The organism is Klebsiella sp. WOUb02 (assembly GCF_050058015.1).
Lineage (GTDB): Bacteria > Pseudomonadota > Gammaproteobacteria > Enterobacterales > Enterobacteriaceae > Klebsiella.
In genome coordinates this window covers 1,911,746-1,927,172 of record NZ_CP170110.1, presented here as the reverse complement: position 1 = coordinate 1,927,172, position 15,427 = coordinate 1,911,746, and the positions used below count along the sequence as shown (strand labels likewise).

The window sequence follows — 15,427 nt, the reverse complement described above, 5'->3', positions numbered from 1 at the left end:
TGGTTTCCTTCTTATGGCAGCATTTTGCCGATGTAGTACACAACCAGGCCCAGGGCGACAAAGTCGGTTTCCGGGAAGCTGGTTCCCGACAGGCCGACGGACTCCATGATGGGGTAGATCAACGCAGGGCCGATGCCGATCAGGATCCCGGTGACGAAGCTGCCGGCGATAGCTCCTTTCCAGCCGCCCGAGGCGTTACCAAATACCGCCGCGGTGGCGCCGATAAAGAAGTAGGGGATCGCTACCGGAATAATGACGGTTTGCCCGAGGATCGCCAGAAAGCCCATCACCACCAGCCCGCCAACAAATGACGAGATAAATCCCAGTACCGTGGCGGTTGGCGCATACGGGAAAACGACCGGGCAATCGAGGGCGGGTTTGGCGTTGGGAATGAACTTCTCCGAAATACCGAGGAAGGCCGGGACGATTTCTGACAGCAGCAGGCGCACCCCGGTAATGATGATATACAGCGAGGCGGTGAAGGTGAGCGACTGGAACAGAGGGTAAACCAGCCAGTGCATGCCGCCAGCCGCCGCCGTGACCGCCGCTTTCCCGGCGGCGAATGCCGCAATGTAATAGAAAATACTGACCGAGATCGACACGGAGACGATGTAATCTTTAAAGATCCCCAGCCAGCCGGGCAGGTTTAGCTTTTCGGTCGACTGCTTAGGATCGCCCACCTTCGAACCGATCCATCCGGACGCCGCGTAGGCCAGCGTCACGTAGTGCCCCATCGCAATTTCATCATTACCGGTGATTTTTCTCATCCACGGCTGGGCAATTGCCGGGTACAGGCAGGCGGCCAGCCCCAGCAGAATTGAACCGACAATAATGGTGGTCATGTCGCTATAGCCGAGCGCTTTCAGGGTGACGGTCAGCAGAGCCGAGAGATAGAGGTTATGCTGTCCGGTGAGAAAGATGTATTTGAAAGGGGTAACGCGGGCAAAGAACAGGTTCCAGCCAAAACCAATCACCATAATCAGCGAGACGCACATCGCGAATTTAGTTTGCGCCAGCCCGGTCAGCGCTTCCGCCAGCGGCATCACGCCTTTCAGACCAAAGCCATCGCTGAATAATGTCTGAAAATTGCCGAGAGAGGTCACGGCCAGCCCGGCCCCACCGGCAAAAACCAGAAAGCCGACAATGGTTTTGAAAGTCCCGGAGAGCACTTTTTCAATGGGCTTTCGTTGGATCAATAAGCCAATTAATGCGATAAAACCAACTAAAAGTGGGGTGACGCCCAGAATGTCGAATACAATAAATCTGAGGAAATCCATATTGCCTCCGGGAGAGGTTAGTTGTGCTGGATTACGCGGATAAGCGCTGATTCCATTTCTTCACTGTTCATCAGGTCGGTGATACCGATAGCGTTAAATCCGGCAGCTTCGACTTCCTCGGTGAGATCGCGCATCGTGATCACGAAATCAATATCTCGCCAGGTTCGTAACCCGGAGAGGACGTCGTGTTCCAGCTCGATATCCCAGCCGTGTTTATCGATGATTTTTTGTGCTTTGATTTTGAGCATTAAGGAACTGCCCATACCGGTGCGACAGACGATGAGACCTTTCATGAGATGTTCTCCTGTTTGTAAAAATAATTATTTTTATTTTCTTTTGTGAGATAATAATCATTATCTTTAGCGTGGGGCGAAAGATGTGACTGTGTTTGCATTTTGAGCAAGAAAGGCAAAAAATGAGCCAGATAGATAACAACCTCTTGATAAACATACGGAATGGTTCTTCAGAACTCAGCCCGATACTGGAGAAAGTGGGCCGTTTTATTGCGGAAAATCCTGATTTTGTGATGCGGCATACGATTTCAGAACTGGCCGACTCTGTTGCTACCAGCGAAGGCAGCATCACCCGTTTTTGTCGGGCGTTTGGATTTAAAGGTTTTTCCGATTTCAGAACGGCGCTGGCGGTTGAGCAGGGGGCTGCCCGCCCGGAAGCCGGCGATGACGACGATATTGCGCCGGTGCTGGCGAGCATTCGCGATAGCAATACCATTATCGATGCTCAGGAGCTGCAAAGCGCAGCGGTTTGGCTGAATGCGCTGAATAACATCGCTATTTATGCGGTGGGTACGGCGGTGCCCGTTGCCCTGTTTCTGCAAATGAATTTAATCAACATGGGCAAAGTTGCCAGCTTCGTCGATCGCTCTTATCCGGCGGCGATCCCGATAGCAACCGATCGGCAAAAGACGGGAATTATCGTCGTGCATACCGAACAGGCTTCGGCGGATATGATGCAGGCTTTGACGCTGGCGAAGCAGCAGGGGGTGAAAATATTGTCGCTGACCCGCGGCACGTTTACGCCGCTGGCTCGTTTATCGGACTGGAACCTGCAGGCCGCGGTGGCTTTACTGGGAGAAGGTGAATCAGGCTTTGCCGAAATTGCGGGAGCAATGATGGTTGCCGATCGAATGCTTCGCGCGCTGGAGGAGCAGGATGAGCGCTATGCGGAGTATCGTAAAGCGCATCAGAAACGCATTTTCTCGATTGAAAGCGTGGCGAATAAGCTGTCGCAATACTTTATGTCGTAATGCTTGCCGAAGCGCTTTCCCGCCCGGATAAGAGGTTCTGCGCCGCTATCCGGGGGAAATGCTGCTTAACCGGGCGGCTGCCGCCCGTCGGCTTAGTACATAACCTTATGACCATACTGCTCGAGGATGCCTTTTACGCGCTCCATGGTCTCTTTCTTCGGCGGATGCACGCCGTCAAGCTTGTACTCTTCGCCCAGCGCTACCCATTTATGCTTGCCCAGCTCGTGATACGGCAGCAGCTCGATTTTTTCGACGTTGCCCATATCGCGGGTAAACTCGCCGAGGCGATGCGCGGAATCATCATCGTCTGACCAGCCGGGCACCACCACGTAGCGGATCCAGACGTTGATATTCTTCTGTGACAAATAGCGGGCAAATTCCAGCGTGCGGTGGTTAGAGACGCCGACCAGATTTTGGTGGATTTCATCATTCATCTGCTTAAGGTCAAGCATCACCAGATCGGTCACCTCAAGCAGCTCGTCAATCACCGGATCGTAGCGTCGAACGAAGCCGTTGGTATCGAGGCAGGTATGAATGCCCTCCTTGTGGCAGGCGCGGAACCAGTCGCGCACGAATTCGGCCTGCAGGATAGCCTCACCGCCGGATGCGGTCACTCCGCCGCCGGAAGCGTTCATAAAGTGACGGTAGGTTACGACCTCTTTCATCAGGCTTTCGACGGTCACTTCCGTGCCGCCGTGGGTATCCCAGGTATCGCGGTTATGGCAGTACAGGCAGCGCATCAGGCAGCCCTGGAAGAAGGTGATGAAGCGGATCCCTGGACCATCGACGGTGCCACAGGATTCAAAGGAGTGAATGCGACCAATAGTTGACATTGCGGTGATATCTCCAGATTCGGTCCGTCCGGGACCTGTGATGCACAGCTCAAACCGGCTGTGTTTAAGAGCCAGTCCCATTAGGCTATTTTGCTTGCCATTTTGAACCTGGGCAGTGCTCAAACTGGCTGCGACAATTACGCCTAATGGGATAGGCTCTAAGTCTGTTTTGGCAGTTATCCATTCAGTATAGATAGCGGACAAAAGAGACTGGAGGGCAGGGAAGTATTGTTAAAAAGGCCCCACTTGCGTGGAGCCTTTATTGTACGCTTTTTATATCGCGATTTCAGTCAAACCCATTACATGGTCTGAGTGAAGGTACGAGTGATAACGTCCTGCTGCTGCTCTTTAGTCAGGGAGTTAAAACGTACTGCGTAGCCGGATACGCGGATGGTCAGCTGCGGATATTTTTCCGGGTTTTCCATCGCGTCGAGCAGCATTTCACGGTTCATAACGTTGACGTTCAGGTGCTGACCGCCTTCGATAGAAGCTTCGTGGTGGAAGTAACCGTCCATCAGACCGGCGAGGTTAGTCTTACGAACTTCGTCGTCTTTACCCAGAGCGTTAGGAACGATAGAGAAGGTGTAAGAGATACCATCTTTAGCGTAAGCAAACGGCAGTTTTGCAACGGAGGTCAGAGAGGCAACGGCGCCTTTCTGGTCACGGCCGTGCATCGGGTTAGCGCCTGGTCCGAACGGCGCGCCAGCGCGACGACCGTCAGGGGTGTTACCGGTTTTCTTACCATACACAACGTTAGAAGTGATGGTCAGAACGGACTGCGTCGGGATAGCGTTGCGGTAGGTGTGCAGTTTCTGAATTTTCTTCATGAAACGTTCAACCAGGTCAACGGCCATGTCATCTACGCGAGAGTCGTTGTTACCAAACTGCGGGTATTCGCCTTCGATTGCGAAGTCAACGGCCAGACCGTTTTCGTCACGAATCGGTTTAACTTTCGCATATTTGATAGCCGACAGGGAGTCAGCGGCAACGGACAGGCCGGCGATACCGCATGCCATGGTGCGAATCACGTCACGGTCGTGCAGCGCCATCAGAGAGGCTTCGTAGCTGTACTTGTCGTGCATGTAGTGGATGATGTTCAGCGCGGTGACGTACTGTTTAGCCAGCCAGTCCATGAAGTGATCCATGCGATCCATAACTTCATCAAAGTTCAGAACGTCGCCTTTGATCGGCTCAGCTTTAGGACCAACCTGCATTTTCAGTTTTTCATCAACGCCGCCGTTGATCGCGTACAGCATGGTTTTCGCGAGGTTAGCGCGAGCACCGAAGAACTGCATTTGCTTACCAACAACCATCGGGCTTACGCAGCAAGCGATCGCGTAGTCATCGTTGTTGAAGTCCGGACGCATCAGATCGTCATTCTCGTACTGCAGAGAAGAGGTATCGATGGAGACTTTAGCCGCGTATTTTTTGAAGCTCAGCGGCAGTTTTTCAGACCACAGAATAGTGATGTTCGGCTCCGGAGACGGCCCCATGGTGTACAGGGTGTTCAGGAAGCGGAAGCTGTTTTTGGTAACCAGAGTACGGCCATCAACGCCCATACCGCCGATTGATTCCGTTGCCCAGATCGGGTCACCGGAGAACAGTTCATCATATTCAGGAGTACGCAGGAAACGAACCATACGCAGTTTCATGACCAGGTGGTCAATCATTTCCTGAGCGTCCTGCTCGGTGATTTTACCGGCTTTCAGGTCACGTTCGATGAAGATATCCAGGAAGCTGGAGGTACGACCGAAGGACATTGCTGCGCCGTTCTGAGATTTAACGGCAGCCAGGTAACCGAAGTAGGTCCACTGGATAGCTTCCTGCGCGGTTTGTGCCGGAGCAGAGATATCGCAGCCGTATTTGGCCGCCATTTCTTTGATCTGGCCCAGCGCACGGTGCTGCTCGGAGATCTCTTCGCGCAGGCGGATGGTAGCTTCCAGATCTTCGCCGTTTTCCAGTCTTTCTTGCAGAGAGAGGAACTGAGCGTATTTGTCTTTCATCAGGAAGTCGATGCCGTACAGCGCAACGCGACGGTAGTCACCGATGATGCGGCCACGGCCGTAGGCGTCCGGCAGACCGGTCAGTACGCCGGATTTACGGCAGTTCAGGATGTCTTTGGTGTAAACGTCAAAAACGCCCTGGTTGTGAGTTTTACGGTACTCGGTGAAGATTTTTTTCAGCATCGGGTCCAGCTCGCGATCGTACGCTTTGCAAGAACCTTCAACCATTTTAATGCCGCCGAACGGGATAATCGCACGTTTCAGCGGAGCTTCAGTCTGCAGACCAACGATTTTCTCGAGCGCTTTCTCGATGTAGCCTGCGTCGTGAGAAGTGATGGTGGATGCAAGGGAAGTGTCAAAATCAACAGGCGCGTGAGTGCGGTTTTCCTGTTTAACGCCTTCCATTACGTTGTCCCACAGCTTGGTGGTCGCGTCAGTTGCGCCAGCCAGGAAGGACTCATCACCTTCGTACGGGGTGTAGTTTTTCTGGATAAAGTCACGGACGTTGACTTCGTTCTGCCAGTCACCTTTCGCAAAACCTTCCCAGGCTGTGGCTAACTTTTCATTAAGCTCGGACATGTAACACCTACCTTCTTAAGTGGATTTTTTATTTACTGCCTGAAACAACCCTTAGTGATGGTCGTCGCCACGCAGGTAAATGACCCAGTATGTCAGCCCAACCAGCAGACCACCGCCAATAATGTTCCCGATAGTTACCGGAATCAGGTTATCAGTGATGAAGTTCATGATGGTCAGGTGAGAGAAACTTTCCGGAGTTGAACCAACGGCGGTCCAGAATTCCGGGCTTGCAAAGTCGCGGATTACGATACCCATCGGGATCATAAACATGTTAGCGATACTGTGCTCGAAGCCGCTGGCGACAAACATGGCTACGGGGAGAACCATAATCATTGCTTTGTCCATCAGGCTGCGGCCGGAGTAGCTCATCCACACCGCGAGGCAGACCATCAGGTTCGCCAGGATACCCAGGCTGACGGCTTCAATAAAAGTATGATGCATTTTGTGGTCAGCGGTTTGCAGGACGTTGAGTCCCCAGCCGCCGTTGGCGGTCATATATTCACCCGACAGCCACATCAGTAAGACGAACAGCAGTGCGCCTATCAGGTTACCAACATAGACGTTGAGCCAGTTTCGCGCCAGTTGACCCCAGGTAATTCGTCCGCTGGCTTTCGCCACGACGATAAGCACGGTGGAGGTAAACAGGTCAGCACCGCAGATGACGCACAGAATCAAGCCCAATGAAAAGCAGATCCCGCCGATAAACTTGGCAATACCGAAAGGCATCGCGGCAGTACCGGTCGTCGCGGTGATGTAGAAGACAAAAGCAATGGAGATAAAGACGCCAGCGGTAATCGCCAGATAAAAGGTCTTCATCGGGTGCTTTGTCGCTTTATAGACACCCGCTTCTTCGGCGACTTTCGCCATCGCTGCGGGGAGTAAAAGATCAAAAGGGTTGTCAGCTTTCACACTAACTCTCTCTTTATATAAGTCGGCGGTGAGATACTAACAAAGCATTATAGAAGGGAAATTGATGTAGATCATATCCCACCGGAACTATAAGCCCGTTTAACGTATGGTTTTTGGGGTAATTGGTTGTAACTGTATGTTTTTTAATTAAAAAATAAATTTTAATATTTACAAATTATGTTGATTTTTTTCATTTTGGGGCCAGAGTAACGGTTAATTAAAATGGGGTATTTTTATTAAAATTAACATCTCCAAAGTGCTGTGCGATCAAATTTCACCGTAAATTAACTTTGCAACTACAAGTTATTGGCCCCGTGAATTAAATATAAAAAAACGGAGCCGTAAACGACTCCGTGATGGGACACTTCCGACGGCGCTGAGGGCTATTTCGCCCAGTAGGCCGCTTTAGCGCGCTGCAGCTTCTCATAGGCTGCCAGTAAGGACTGATGGGCCGGGAACGCGCGCAGATCGCTATCGACGGCCTGCAGGCCGTAGAACGGCGCTTCGCCGCTTAGCGCAGCGCTGGCGGCTTCCACCGCGTCTGCGCCGTACATGCGGACAAAGGCGTTCAGATACTGCAGCGGCTGACGTTCTTCTTCCTGGCTTAGCAGCAGCAGCGTTTGCAGGCAGCGGTAGTAGTTCGCGCGCTCGGCGCTGAAGATTGACGCATTGAACTCAATGGTCCACTCCGTCCAGATCAGCGCCTGCTCCAGATCGCCGCCGGCCAGCGCCAGCATCGCTTTCAGTTCGCCAATGCGCAGCGTATACCAGCCGTTGTCTTTGCCCGTTGCCAGGCCCAGCAGCTCGCGAACGCGGGTAAAGTCGTCGTTACCTTCATCGTCCAGCTGCTCAATCAGCGCCAGATAGTCCTCTTTCTCCCATTCGCTGCCCGGCAGAGAGAGGAGCGTTTCGCGCAGATGGCTGCCCATGCTGTTGTTCGCCAGCCACAGGTCTTCTGCCGGATAGATATCCGACATCCCCGGGACGATAATCCGGCAGGCATAGACGCTCAGGTGCTCGTAATCGGCGATGTAGACCTCTTTATCTTCTTGTTTAAAGATGGCCATCAGGGTGGCGAACTCCTCTTCCGTGGTACCGGAGAAGTTCCAGTCAACGAACGGATAGTCGGCATCCTGTTTGAACATATCCCAGGAGATCAGGCCGCTGGAATCGATAAAGTGGGTTTCAAGGTTGGCGTGTTCGGCCACTTCTTCGTCATCGAAGGTGGGCGGCGTGAAGACGTCGAGATCCTTCAGGCTGCGGCCCTGCAGCAGTTCGGTGACGGTGCGCTCCAGCGCGACGCCGAAGTCAGGATGCGCGCCGAAGGAGGCGAAGCAGGTGCCGTTTTCCGGGTTAAAAAGCACTACGCAGATCACCGGATACTTGCCGCCCAGCGAGCCGTCGTAGGCAAAAATCGGGAAACCTTCCGCTTCCAGCTTATTAATCGACTCCACCACGCCCGGATAGCGGGCCATCACCTCGGCAGGGATTTCCGGCAGGCTGATGCTTTCCGCAATGATGCGGTTCTTGATATGACGCTCAAAGACTTCCGACAGCCCCTGAACGCGCGCTTCGTTGGCGGTGTTGCCCGCGGACATCCCGTTAGAGACGTACAGGTTGCCAACGATATTCATCGGAATATAGACCGTTTCGCCGTCGGACTGGCGGGTGAACGGCAGGCCACAAACGCCGCGATCGTCATTACCGGACTGCAGATCGACCAGCATGCTGGCGGTCAGCTGATCGTCAGGATCGTAGAAGGCGCGCAGGCGCGGATCGAGCAGCCCCTGCGGCACTTCGTCATCTTCGGTCAGCGGGAACCATTTTTCGTTTGGATAGTGAACAAACGGCCCGTTGGCGATGGTTTCGCCTAACCAGAAGTCGGCGAAGAAATAGTTGGTCGACAGACGTTCGAAGTACTCGCCCAGCGCAGAGGCCAGCGCCGCTTTTTTGGTCGCGCCTTTACCGTTGGTGAAGCACAGCGGGCAGGCTTTATCGCGGATATGAACTGACCATACGTGCGGTACCGGATTCAGCCACGAGGCCTCTTCAATATCAAATCCGAGGTCGAGCAATTTCTGCTGGAAGCGAGCGATGGAATCTTCCAGGGCGGCGTCTTTGCCGGGGATAAACGTTTGAGTCATAGCGGTCACTTTTATCGTACGTAAAGCGCGCAATGATACGGGGTTTGTGTGTCAGGCGCTATCTTCGTGAGGGCCCCGGCGAAAATAAAAGCCTGGACTATGCTTACAGCCAGTAACCTACTGTTAAGGCATTAAAAAATGAAAGCGTTCGATCTTCATCGCATGGCGTTTGATAAAGTTCCGCCGGAGTTTTTAGGGAAAGTCGCGCTGCGCAGCCTCTATACCTTCCTGCTGGTTTTCCTGTTCCTTAAAATTACCGGGCGGCGCGGCGTCCGCCAGATGTCGCTCTTTGAAGTGCTGATTATTTTGACGCTCGGCTCTGCGGCCGGAGACGTCGCCTTTTATGACGACGTGCCGCTGGTCCCGGTATTTGTCGTTTTTGTCACTCTGGCGCTGCTCTACCGCCTGGTGATGTGGCTGATGTCCAAAAGCGAGAAGCTGGAAAACCTGCTGGAAGGGAAGCCGGTGATCATCGTCGAGGAGGGCGAGCTGGCGTGGGAGAAAGTCCGCAGCGCCAACATGACCGAGTTCGAGTTTTTTATGGAGCTTCGCCTCTACAGCGTGGAGCAGCTCGGCCAGGTGCGGCTGGCGATAATGGAAGCGAACGGCCAAATCAGTATGTACTATTACGCTGATGAAGAGGTGAAGCCGGGTTTATGTATTCTGCCGGACGGCTGCGATGAGCGTTTTGTGACCATCCCTGAGAGCGGCGAATATGCTTGCGTGCGCTGTAGCCAGGTGATCGCGCTGCAGGCCGGGCAAAAGCAATTATGTCCACGCTGTCAAAATCCAGAATGGGCGAGGGTTAGCAAAGCTAAACGCGTTACCTGACAGCCTTTTTGTCGGTTTTGTTACGAAGGGGGAGTGAATTGTTTTGTGTGAAGCCGATCATATTTTTCCGCTCATAAGTTTTAGGCATTGCGATGCGTGTCGCTGAATGATAAAACCGATGTTCCCGTCATACTTCAGGCTGCATGGGGGCTGGCTGCATTCATTCAATTCGCCCGCATACTTCAGCAGGTCCCAGCGGATTAATCCACTGGACGCCCGCGCGCAGCTCGAACGATCGGGGTTTAGATACCGGAATAACTTATGCACGCGACGGTTCGCGGGCAAATAACATAGCAACGTGGTGAGGGGAAATGGCTCAGGTCTATAACTTTAGTTCGGGCCCGGCAATGCTGCCGGCGGAAGTTCTCAAACTGGCTCAGCAGGAGCTTTGCGACTGGCAGGGGCTGGGAACGTCGGTAATGGAGATCAGTCACCGTGGTAAGGAGTTTATCCAGGTGGCCGAGGCGGCGGAGCAGGATTTTCGCGATCTGCTCAACATCCCCTCCAACTACAAAGTTTTATTCTGCCATGGCGGCGGTCGCGGCCAGTTCGCCGGCGTCCCGCTGAACCTGCTCGGCGATAAAACCACCGCTGACTACGTTGACGCCGGCTACTGGGCGGCAAGCGCCATTAAAGAAGCAAAAAAATACTGTACGCCAAATACCATCGACGCCAAAGTCACCGTTGATGGTCTGCGGGCCGTCAGGCCGATGAGCGAATGGCAGCTGACGCCGGGCGCGGCCTACCTGCACTATTGCCCGAATGAAACCATCGACGGCATCGCCATTGATGAAACGCCGAACTTCGGCGATGACGTCGTTGTTGCCGCCGATTTCTCCTCGACTATTTTGTCTGCGCCGATCGACGTCAGCCGTTTTGGCGTTATCTACGCCGGCGCGCAGAAAAACATCGGTCCGGCGGGGCTGACGCTGGTGATCGTTCGCGAAGATCTGCTGGGCAAAGCGAGCGTCGCCTGCCCGTCAATCCTCGATTACTCCGTGCTTGATGCCAACGATTCGATGTTCAATACGCCGCCGACCTTCGCCTGGTACCTCTCTGGCCTGGTCTTCAAATGGCTGAAAGAGCAGGGCGGCGTGGCGGCAATGGATAAAATCAACCAGCAAAAAGCCGATCTGCTCTACGGCGCCATCGACGGCAGCAGCTTCTATCGTAACGACGTGGCGGCGGCCAACCGCTCGCGCATGAACGTCCCGTTCCAGCTGGCCGACAGCGCGCTGGACAAGCTGTTCCTCGAAGAGTCCTTCGCCGCCGGCCTGCACGCGCTGAAAGGCCACCGGGTGGTTGGCGGTATGCGTGCCTCTATCTACAACGCAATGCCGCTGGCTGGCGTAAAAGCGCTGACCGACTTTATGCAGGACTTTGAACGTCGTCACGGCTAATCATCGTTGTGCTTTTCATCCCCGCAGCCGGTCTGCGGGGTTTTTATTCCGTTTTTTTGAGAGTTGAGTTTGATGGAATCCCTGACGTTACAACCCATCGCGCGCGTGGATGGCACCGTGAACCTGCCCGGGTCTAAAAGTGTCTCTAACCGCGCTTTGCTGCTGGCGGCATTAGCCCGTGGCACCACGGTGCTGACCAACCTGCTGGATAGCGACGATGTACGCCACATGCTGAATGCCCTAAGCGCCCTGGGAGTTCATTACACCCTGTCCTCCGATCGTACCCGCTGCGAAGTGACCGGCAACGGTGGCCCGCTGCAGGCAGATAGCGCGCTGGAGCTGTTCCTTGGCAACGCCGGGACCGCAATGCGCCCGCTGGCGGCGGCCCTGTGCCTCGGAAGCAGCGATATTGTGCTGACCGGCGAACCGCGGATGAAAGAGCGTCCGATTGGTCATCTGGTTGATGCGCTACGTCAGGGGGGCGCGCAAATTGAGTATCTGGAGCAGGAAAACTACCCGCCTCTGCGCCTGCGCGGCGGCTTCGCCGGCGGCAGCGTTGAGGTTGACGGCAGCGTTTCCAGCCAGTTCCTTACCGCTCTGCTGATGGCTGCGCCGCTGGCGCCGCAGGATACCGTCATCGCCATTAAAGGCGATCTGGTTTCCAAACCCTATATTGATATTACGCTGCACCTGATGAAGACCTTCGGCGTGGACGTTGAAAACCACGCCTATCAGCGTTTTGTCGTCCGCGGCAACCAGCAGTATCGCTCTCCGGGCGACTACCTGGTTGAGGGCGATGCCTCTTCGGCGTCCTACTTCCTCGCGGCGGGCGCGATTAAGGGCGGTACGGTAAAAGTGACCGGCATCGGCCGTAACAGCGTGCAGGGCGATATTCGCTTTGCCGACGTGCTGGAAAAAATGGGCGCAATCGTGAGCTGGGGCGATGACTATATTGCCTGCACCCGCGGCGAGCTGAACGCCATCGATATGGATATGAACCATATCCCGGATGCGGCCATGACTATCGCCACCGCGGCGCTGTTTGCCAAAGGCACCACCACGCTGCGCAATATTTATAACTGGCGGGTAAAAGAGACCGACCGTCTGTTTGCGATGGCCACCGAACTGCGCAAAGTCGGCGCCGAAGTGGAAGAGGGCGAGGATTACATCCGCATTACGCCGCCGGCGGAGCTGCAGTTTGCTGAGATTGGCACCTATAACGATCACCGCATGGCGATGTGCTTCTCGCTGGTGGCGCTGTCCGACACGCCGGTGACGATCCTCGATCCGAAGTGCACGGCGAAAACCTTCCCTGACTACTTCGAGCAGCTGGCGCGGATTAGCACCCAGGCGTAAGCGCCTGCGGTTGCGCCAACGTAAAGCTTTGTCATCTGCGGGCTGATATTCCGTTAGCCCGCTATAATTGCGCAATTATTCTGCATTTCATTTCCGGTCGTCCGTATTTTGCATCCAGTGCTCACTTTCCGTCGTATAGATGCGTATAATGCGCGGCGTTTATATTCTATGCGCCTTGCTGAAGGAGAAAAAGATGACGGCAGCTATTCCGGTAATCACCATTGATGGCCCTGGCGGTGCGGGTAAGGGAACCTTGTGCAAGGCGATGGCGGAAGCTCTGGGCTGGCATTTGCTGGATTCCGGCGCTATCTATCGCGTTCTGGCGCTGGCGGCGCTGCATCATCATGTGGATGTTGAATCTGAAGAAGCCCTGGTGCCGCTGGCCGCGCATCTGGACGTGCGCTTTATTTCCACCGACGGCAGCCTCGAAGTTATCCTGGAAGGTGAGGACGTCAGCGCGGCGATCCGCACGCAGGAAGTGGCGAATACCGCCTCGAAAGCCGCGGCTTTTCCCCGGGTGCGTGAAGCTCTGCTGCGCCGGCAGCGCGCGTTTCGCGAACTGCCGGGCCTGATTGCCGACGGGCGAGATATGGGCACCGTGGTATTCCCCGATGCGCCGGTGAAAATTTTCCTTGATGCGTCCGCGCAGGAACGTGCGCATCGGCGCATGCTGCAGTTGCAGGAAAAGGGCTTTAGTGTTAACTTTGACCGCCTTTTATCCGAGATAAAAGAGCGTGACGACCGCGATCGTAATCGCAGCGTGGCGCCGCTGGTCCCGGCTGCCGATGCTTTAGTTCTCGATTCTACTGAACTAAACATTGAGCAAGTAATTGAAAAAGCGCTACAATATGCGCGCGAAAAATTGGCAGTCGCTTAGCCGTTATCGGCAAAGCGCAGTGGCCTCCGAATTATAGCAGTACCCCCGCAGCAACGGAGTGTTAGCGGGTATGTTAAACAACCCCATCCGGCACGGAGCCAGGTGGACGTTAAATATGAAACCTGAAGATTAAACATGACTGAATCTTTTGCTCAACTATTTGAAGAATCCTTAAAAACAATCGAAACCCGTCCGGGTTCCATCGTTCGTGGTGTTGTTGTTGCTATCGACAAAGATGTCGTACTGGTTGACGCCGGTCTGAAATCTGAGTCCGCCATTCCGGCAGAGCAGTTCAAAAACGCCCAGGGCGAGCTGGAAATCCAGGTCGGTGACGAAGTTGACGTTGCTCTGGATGCAGTAGAAGACGGCTTCGGTGAAACCCTGCTGTCCCGTGAAAAAGCTAAACGTCACGAAGCTTGGATCACGCTGGAAAAAGCTTACGAAGAAGCTGAAACTGTAGTCGGTGTTATCAACGGCAAAGTTAAAGGTGGCTTCACTGTTGAGCTGAATGGTATTCGCGCGTTCCTGCCGGGCTCCCTGGTTGACGTTCGTCCGGTTCGCGACACGCTGCACCTGGAAGGCAAAGAGCTTGAGTTCAAAGTCATCAAGCTTGACCAGAAACGTAACAACGTTGTTGTTTCCCGTCGTGCCGTTATCGAGTCCGAGAACAGCGCAGAACGCGATCAGCTGCTGGAAAACCTGCAGGAAGGCATGGAAGTCAAAGGTATCGTTAAGAACCTCACTGACTACGGTGCATTCGTTGATCTGGGCGGCGTCGATGGCCTGCTGCACATCACCGACATGGCGTGGAAACGCGTTAAGCATCCGAGCGAAATCGTAAACGTTGGCGACGAAATCACTGTTAAAGTGCTGAAGTTCGACCGCGAGCGTACCCGTGTATCTCTGGGCCTGAAACAGCTGGGCGAAGATCCGTGGGTAGCTATCGCTAAACGTTATCCGGAAGGTACCAAACTGACCGGTCGCGTGACCAACCTGACCGACTACGGCTGCTTCGTTGAAATCGAAGAAGGCGTTGAAGGCCTGGTTCACGTTTCCGAAATGGATTGGACCAACAAAAACATCCACCCGTCCAAAGTTGTTAACGTTGGCGACGTAGTGGAAGTTATGGTTCTGGATATCGACGAAGAACGTCGTCGTATCTCCCTCGGCCTGAAACAGTGCAAAAACAACCCATGGCAGCAGTTCGCGGAAACCCACAACAAGGGCGACCGTGTTGAAGGTAAAATCAAGTCTATCACTGACTTCGGTATCTTCATCGGCCTGGACGGCGGCATCGATGGCCTGGTTCACCTGTCTGACATCTCCTGGAACGTTGCAGGCGAAGAAGCAGTACGTGAATACAAAAAAGGCGACGAAATCGCAGCAGTTGTTCTGCAGGTTGACGCAGAACGTGAGCGTATCTCTCTGGGAGTTAAGCAGCTTGCAGAAGATCCGTTCAACAACTGGGTTGCACTGAACAAGAAAGGCGCAATCGTAAACGGTAAAGTCACTGCAGTTGACGCTAAAGGCGCAACCGTAGAACTGGCTGACGGCGTTGAAGGTTACCTGCGTGCTTCTGAAGCATCCCGTGACCGCGTTGAAGATGCGACTCTGGTTCTGAGCGTTGGCGATGACGTTGAAGCTAAATTCACCGGCGTTGATCGTAAAAACCGCGCAATCAGCCTGTCTGTCCGTGCGAAAGACGAAGCTGATGAGAAAGATGCAATCGCAACTGTTAACAAACAGGAAGATGCAAACTTCTCTAACAACGCAATGGCTGAAGCTTTCAAAGCAGCTAAAGGCGAGTAATCTTAGTCTTTCGGGTTACAACAACCTGAATTACGACGAGTTTACTTGACAGATTGCAGGATTCGTCCTGTAATCAAGCACAAAGGGCGGCTACGGCCGCCCTTGTTTAACGCTGTTAGCTAATTTGGCCTTGAAGGAAACCGGA

The 15,427-nt window shown here is 54.0% G+C and carries 12 protein-coding genes; 6 read left to right on the top strand and 6 right to left on the bottom strand.

The window, feature by feature from the left end; translation table 11 throughout:
- Positions 1-11: 11 nt before the first annotated feature.
- Both ABOC21_RS16280 and ABOC21_RS16275 read right to left on the bottom strand, forming a co-directional pair.
- Complete coding sequence (locus tag ABOC21_RS16280) at positions 12-1,277, bottom strand: PTS ascorbate transporter subunit IIC (protein ID WP_426815291.1); 1,266 nt, start codon at positions 1,275-1,277, stop codon at positions 12-14.
- Positions 1,278-1,294: 17 nt separating this feature from the next.
- Positions 1,295-1,570 (bottom strand): PTS sugar transporter subunit IIB, encoded by a 276-nt coding sequence (locus ABOC21_RS16275; protein WP_015584798.1) that lies wholly within the window; start codon positions 1,568-1,570, stop codon positions 1,295-1,297.
- A gap of 122 nt (positions 1,571-1,692) precedes the next feature.
- On the opposite strand from ABOC21_RS16275, the gene ABOC21_RS16270 reads away from it, so the two are divergent.
- Positions 1,693-2,541 (top strand): MurR/RpiR family transcriptional regulator, encoded by an 849-nt coding sequence (locus tag ABOC21_RS16270; protein ID WP_426815290.1) that lies wholly within the window; start codon positions 1,693-1,695, stop codon positions 2,539-2,541.
- A 92-nt stretch (positions 2,542-2,633) separates the two neighbouring features.
- Here ABOC21_RS16270 and pflA read toward each other — a convergent pair whose 3' ends face one another.
- From pflA to ycaO, 4 genes are all read right to left on the bottom strand, one after another.
- Positions 2,634-3,374 (bottom strand): pyruvate formate lyase 1-activating protein, encoded by a 741-nt coding sequence (gene pflA, locus ABOC21_RS16265; RefSeq protein ID WP_426815289.1) that lies wholly within the window; start codon positions 3,372-3,374, stop codon positions 2,634-2,636.
- A gap of 299 nt (positions 3,375-3,673) precedes the next feature.
- Complete coding sequence (gene pflB / locus ABOC21_RS16260; protein WP_426815288.1) at positions 3,674-5,956, bottom strand: formate C-acetyltransferase; 2,283 nt, start codon at positions 5,954-5,956, stop codon at positions 3,674-3,676.
- 51 nt (positions 5,957-6,007) lie between these two features.
- A complete protein-coding gene (focA, locus tag ABOC21_RS16255) occupies positions 6,008-6,865 on the bottom strand; it encodes a formate transporter FocA (protein WP_426815287.1) in 858 nt (285 codons plus the stop codon).
- A gap of 383 nt (positions 6,866-7,248) precedes the next feature.
- A complete protein-coding gene (ycaO, locus tag ABOC21_RS16250; protein ID WP_426815286.1) occupies positions 7,249-9,009 on the bottom strand; it encodes a 30S ribosomal protein S12 methylthiotransferase accessory factor YcaO in 1,761 nt (586 codons plus the stop codon).
- A 138-nt stretch (positions 9,010-9,147) separates the two neighbouring features.
- On the opposite strand from ycaO, the gene ABOC21_RS16245 reads away from it, so the two are divergent.
- The 5 genes from ABOC21_RS16245 to rpsA all read left to right on the top strand — a co-directional run bounded on the left by ABOC21_RS16245 (position 9,148) and on the right by rpsA (position 15,282).
- Positions 9,148-9,840 carry a DUF421 domain-containing protein gene (locus ABOC21_RS16245; protein WP_426815285.1) on the top strand — a complete coding sequence of 231 codons (693 nt, stop codon included), beginning with the start codon at positions 9,148-9,150 and terminating at the stop codon, positions 9,838-9,840.
- 311 nt (positions 9,841-10,151) lie between these two features.
- Positions 10,152-11,240 (top strand): 3-phosphoserine/phosphohydroxythreonine transaminase, encoded by a 1,089-nt coding sequence (serC, locus tag ABOC21_RS16240; protein ID WP_426815284.1) that lies wholly within the window; start codon positions 10,152-10,154, stop codon positions 11,238-11,240.
- Positions 11,241-11,312: 72 nt separating this feature from the next.
- The gene (gene aroA / locus ABOC21_RS16235; protein ID WP_426815283.1) at positions 11,313-12,596 is read left to right on the top strand and encodes a 3-phosphoshikimate 1-carboxyvinyltransferase; all 1,284 of its coding nucleotides are present in this window, start codon (positions 11,313-11,315) and stop codon (positions 12,594-12,596) included.
- A gap of 193 nt (positions 12,597-12,789) precedes the next feature.
- Complete coding sequence (gene cmk / locus ABOC21_RS16230) at positions 12,790-13,473, top strand: (d)CMP kinase (RefSeq protein WP_041144795.1); 684 nt, start codon at positions 12,790-12,792, stop codon at positions 13,471-13,473.
- A 135-nt stretch (positions 13,474-13,608) separates the two neighbouring features.
- On the top strand, positions 13,609-15,282 hold the full coding sequence (gene rpsA / locus ABOC21_RS16225; protein WP_010429251.1) for a 30S ribosomal protein S1: 1,674 nt from the start codon (positions 13,609-13,611) through the stop codon (positions 15,280-15,282).
- Positions 15,283-15,427: the final 145 nt, after the last annotated feature.

Coding starts and splice junctions, on each gene's coding strand:
- ABOC21_RS16270 (WP_426815290.1), top strand. CDS start 1,693: ATGAGCCAGATAGATAACAACCTCTTGATAAACATACGGAATGGTTCT.
- cmk (WP_041144795.1), top strand. CDS start 12,790: ATGACGGCAGCTATTCCGGTAATCACCATTGATGGCCCTGGCGGTGCG.
- ycaO (WP_426815286.1), bottom strand. CDS start 9,009: ATGACTCAAACGTTTATCCCCGGCAAAGACGCCGCCCTGGAAGATTCC.
- ABOC21_RS16245 (WP_426815285.1), top strand. CDS start 9,148: ATGAAAGCGTTCGATCTTCATCGCATGGCGTTTGATAAAGTTCCGCCG.
- aroA (WP_426815283.1), top strand. CDS start 11,313: ATGGAATCCCTGACGTTACAACCCATCGCGCGCGTGGATGGCACCGTG.
- rpsA (WP_010429251.1), top strand. CDS start 13,609: ATGACTGAATCTTTTGCTCAACTATTTGAAGAATCCTTAAAAACAATC.
- pflA (WP_426815289.1), bottom strand. CDS start 3,374: ATGTCAACTATTGGTCGCATTCACTCCTTTGAATCCTGTGGCACCGTC.
- ABOC21_RS16280 (WP_426815291.1), bottom strand. CDS start 1,277: ATGGATTTCCTCAGATTTATTGTATTCGACATTCTGGGCGTCACCCCA.
- serC (WP_426815284.1), top strand. CDS start 10,152: ATGGCTCAGGTCTATAACTTTAGTTCGGGCCCGGCAATGCTGCCGGCG.
- pflB (WP_426815288.1), bottom strand. CDS start 5,956: ATGTCCGAGCTTAATGAAAAGTTAGCCACAGCCTGGGAAGGTTTTGCG.
- ABOC21_RS16275 (WP_015584798.1), bottom strand. CDS start 1,570: ATGAAAGGTCTCATCGTCTGTCGCACCGGTATGGGCAGTTCCTTAATG.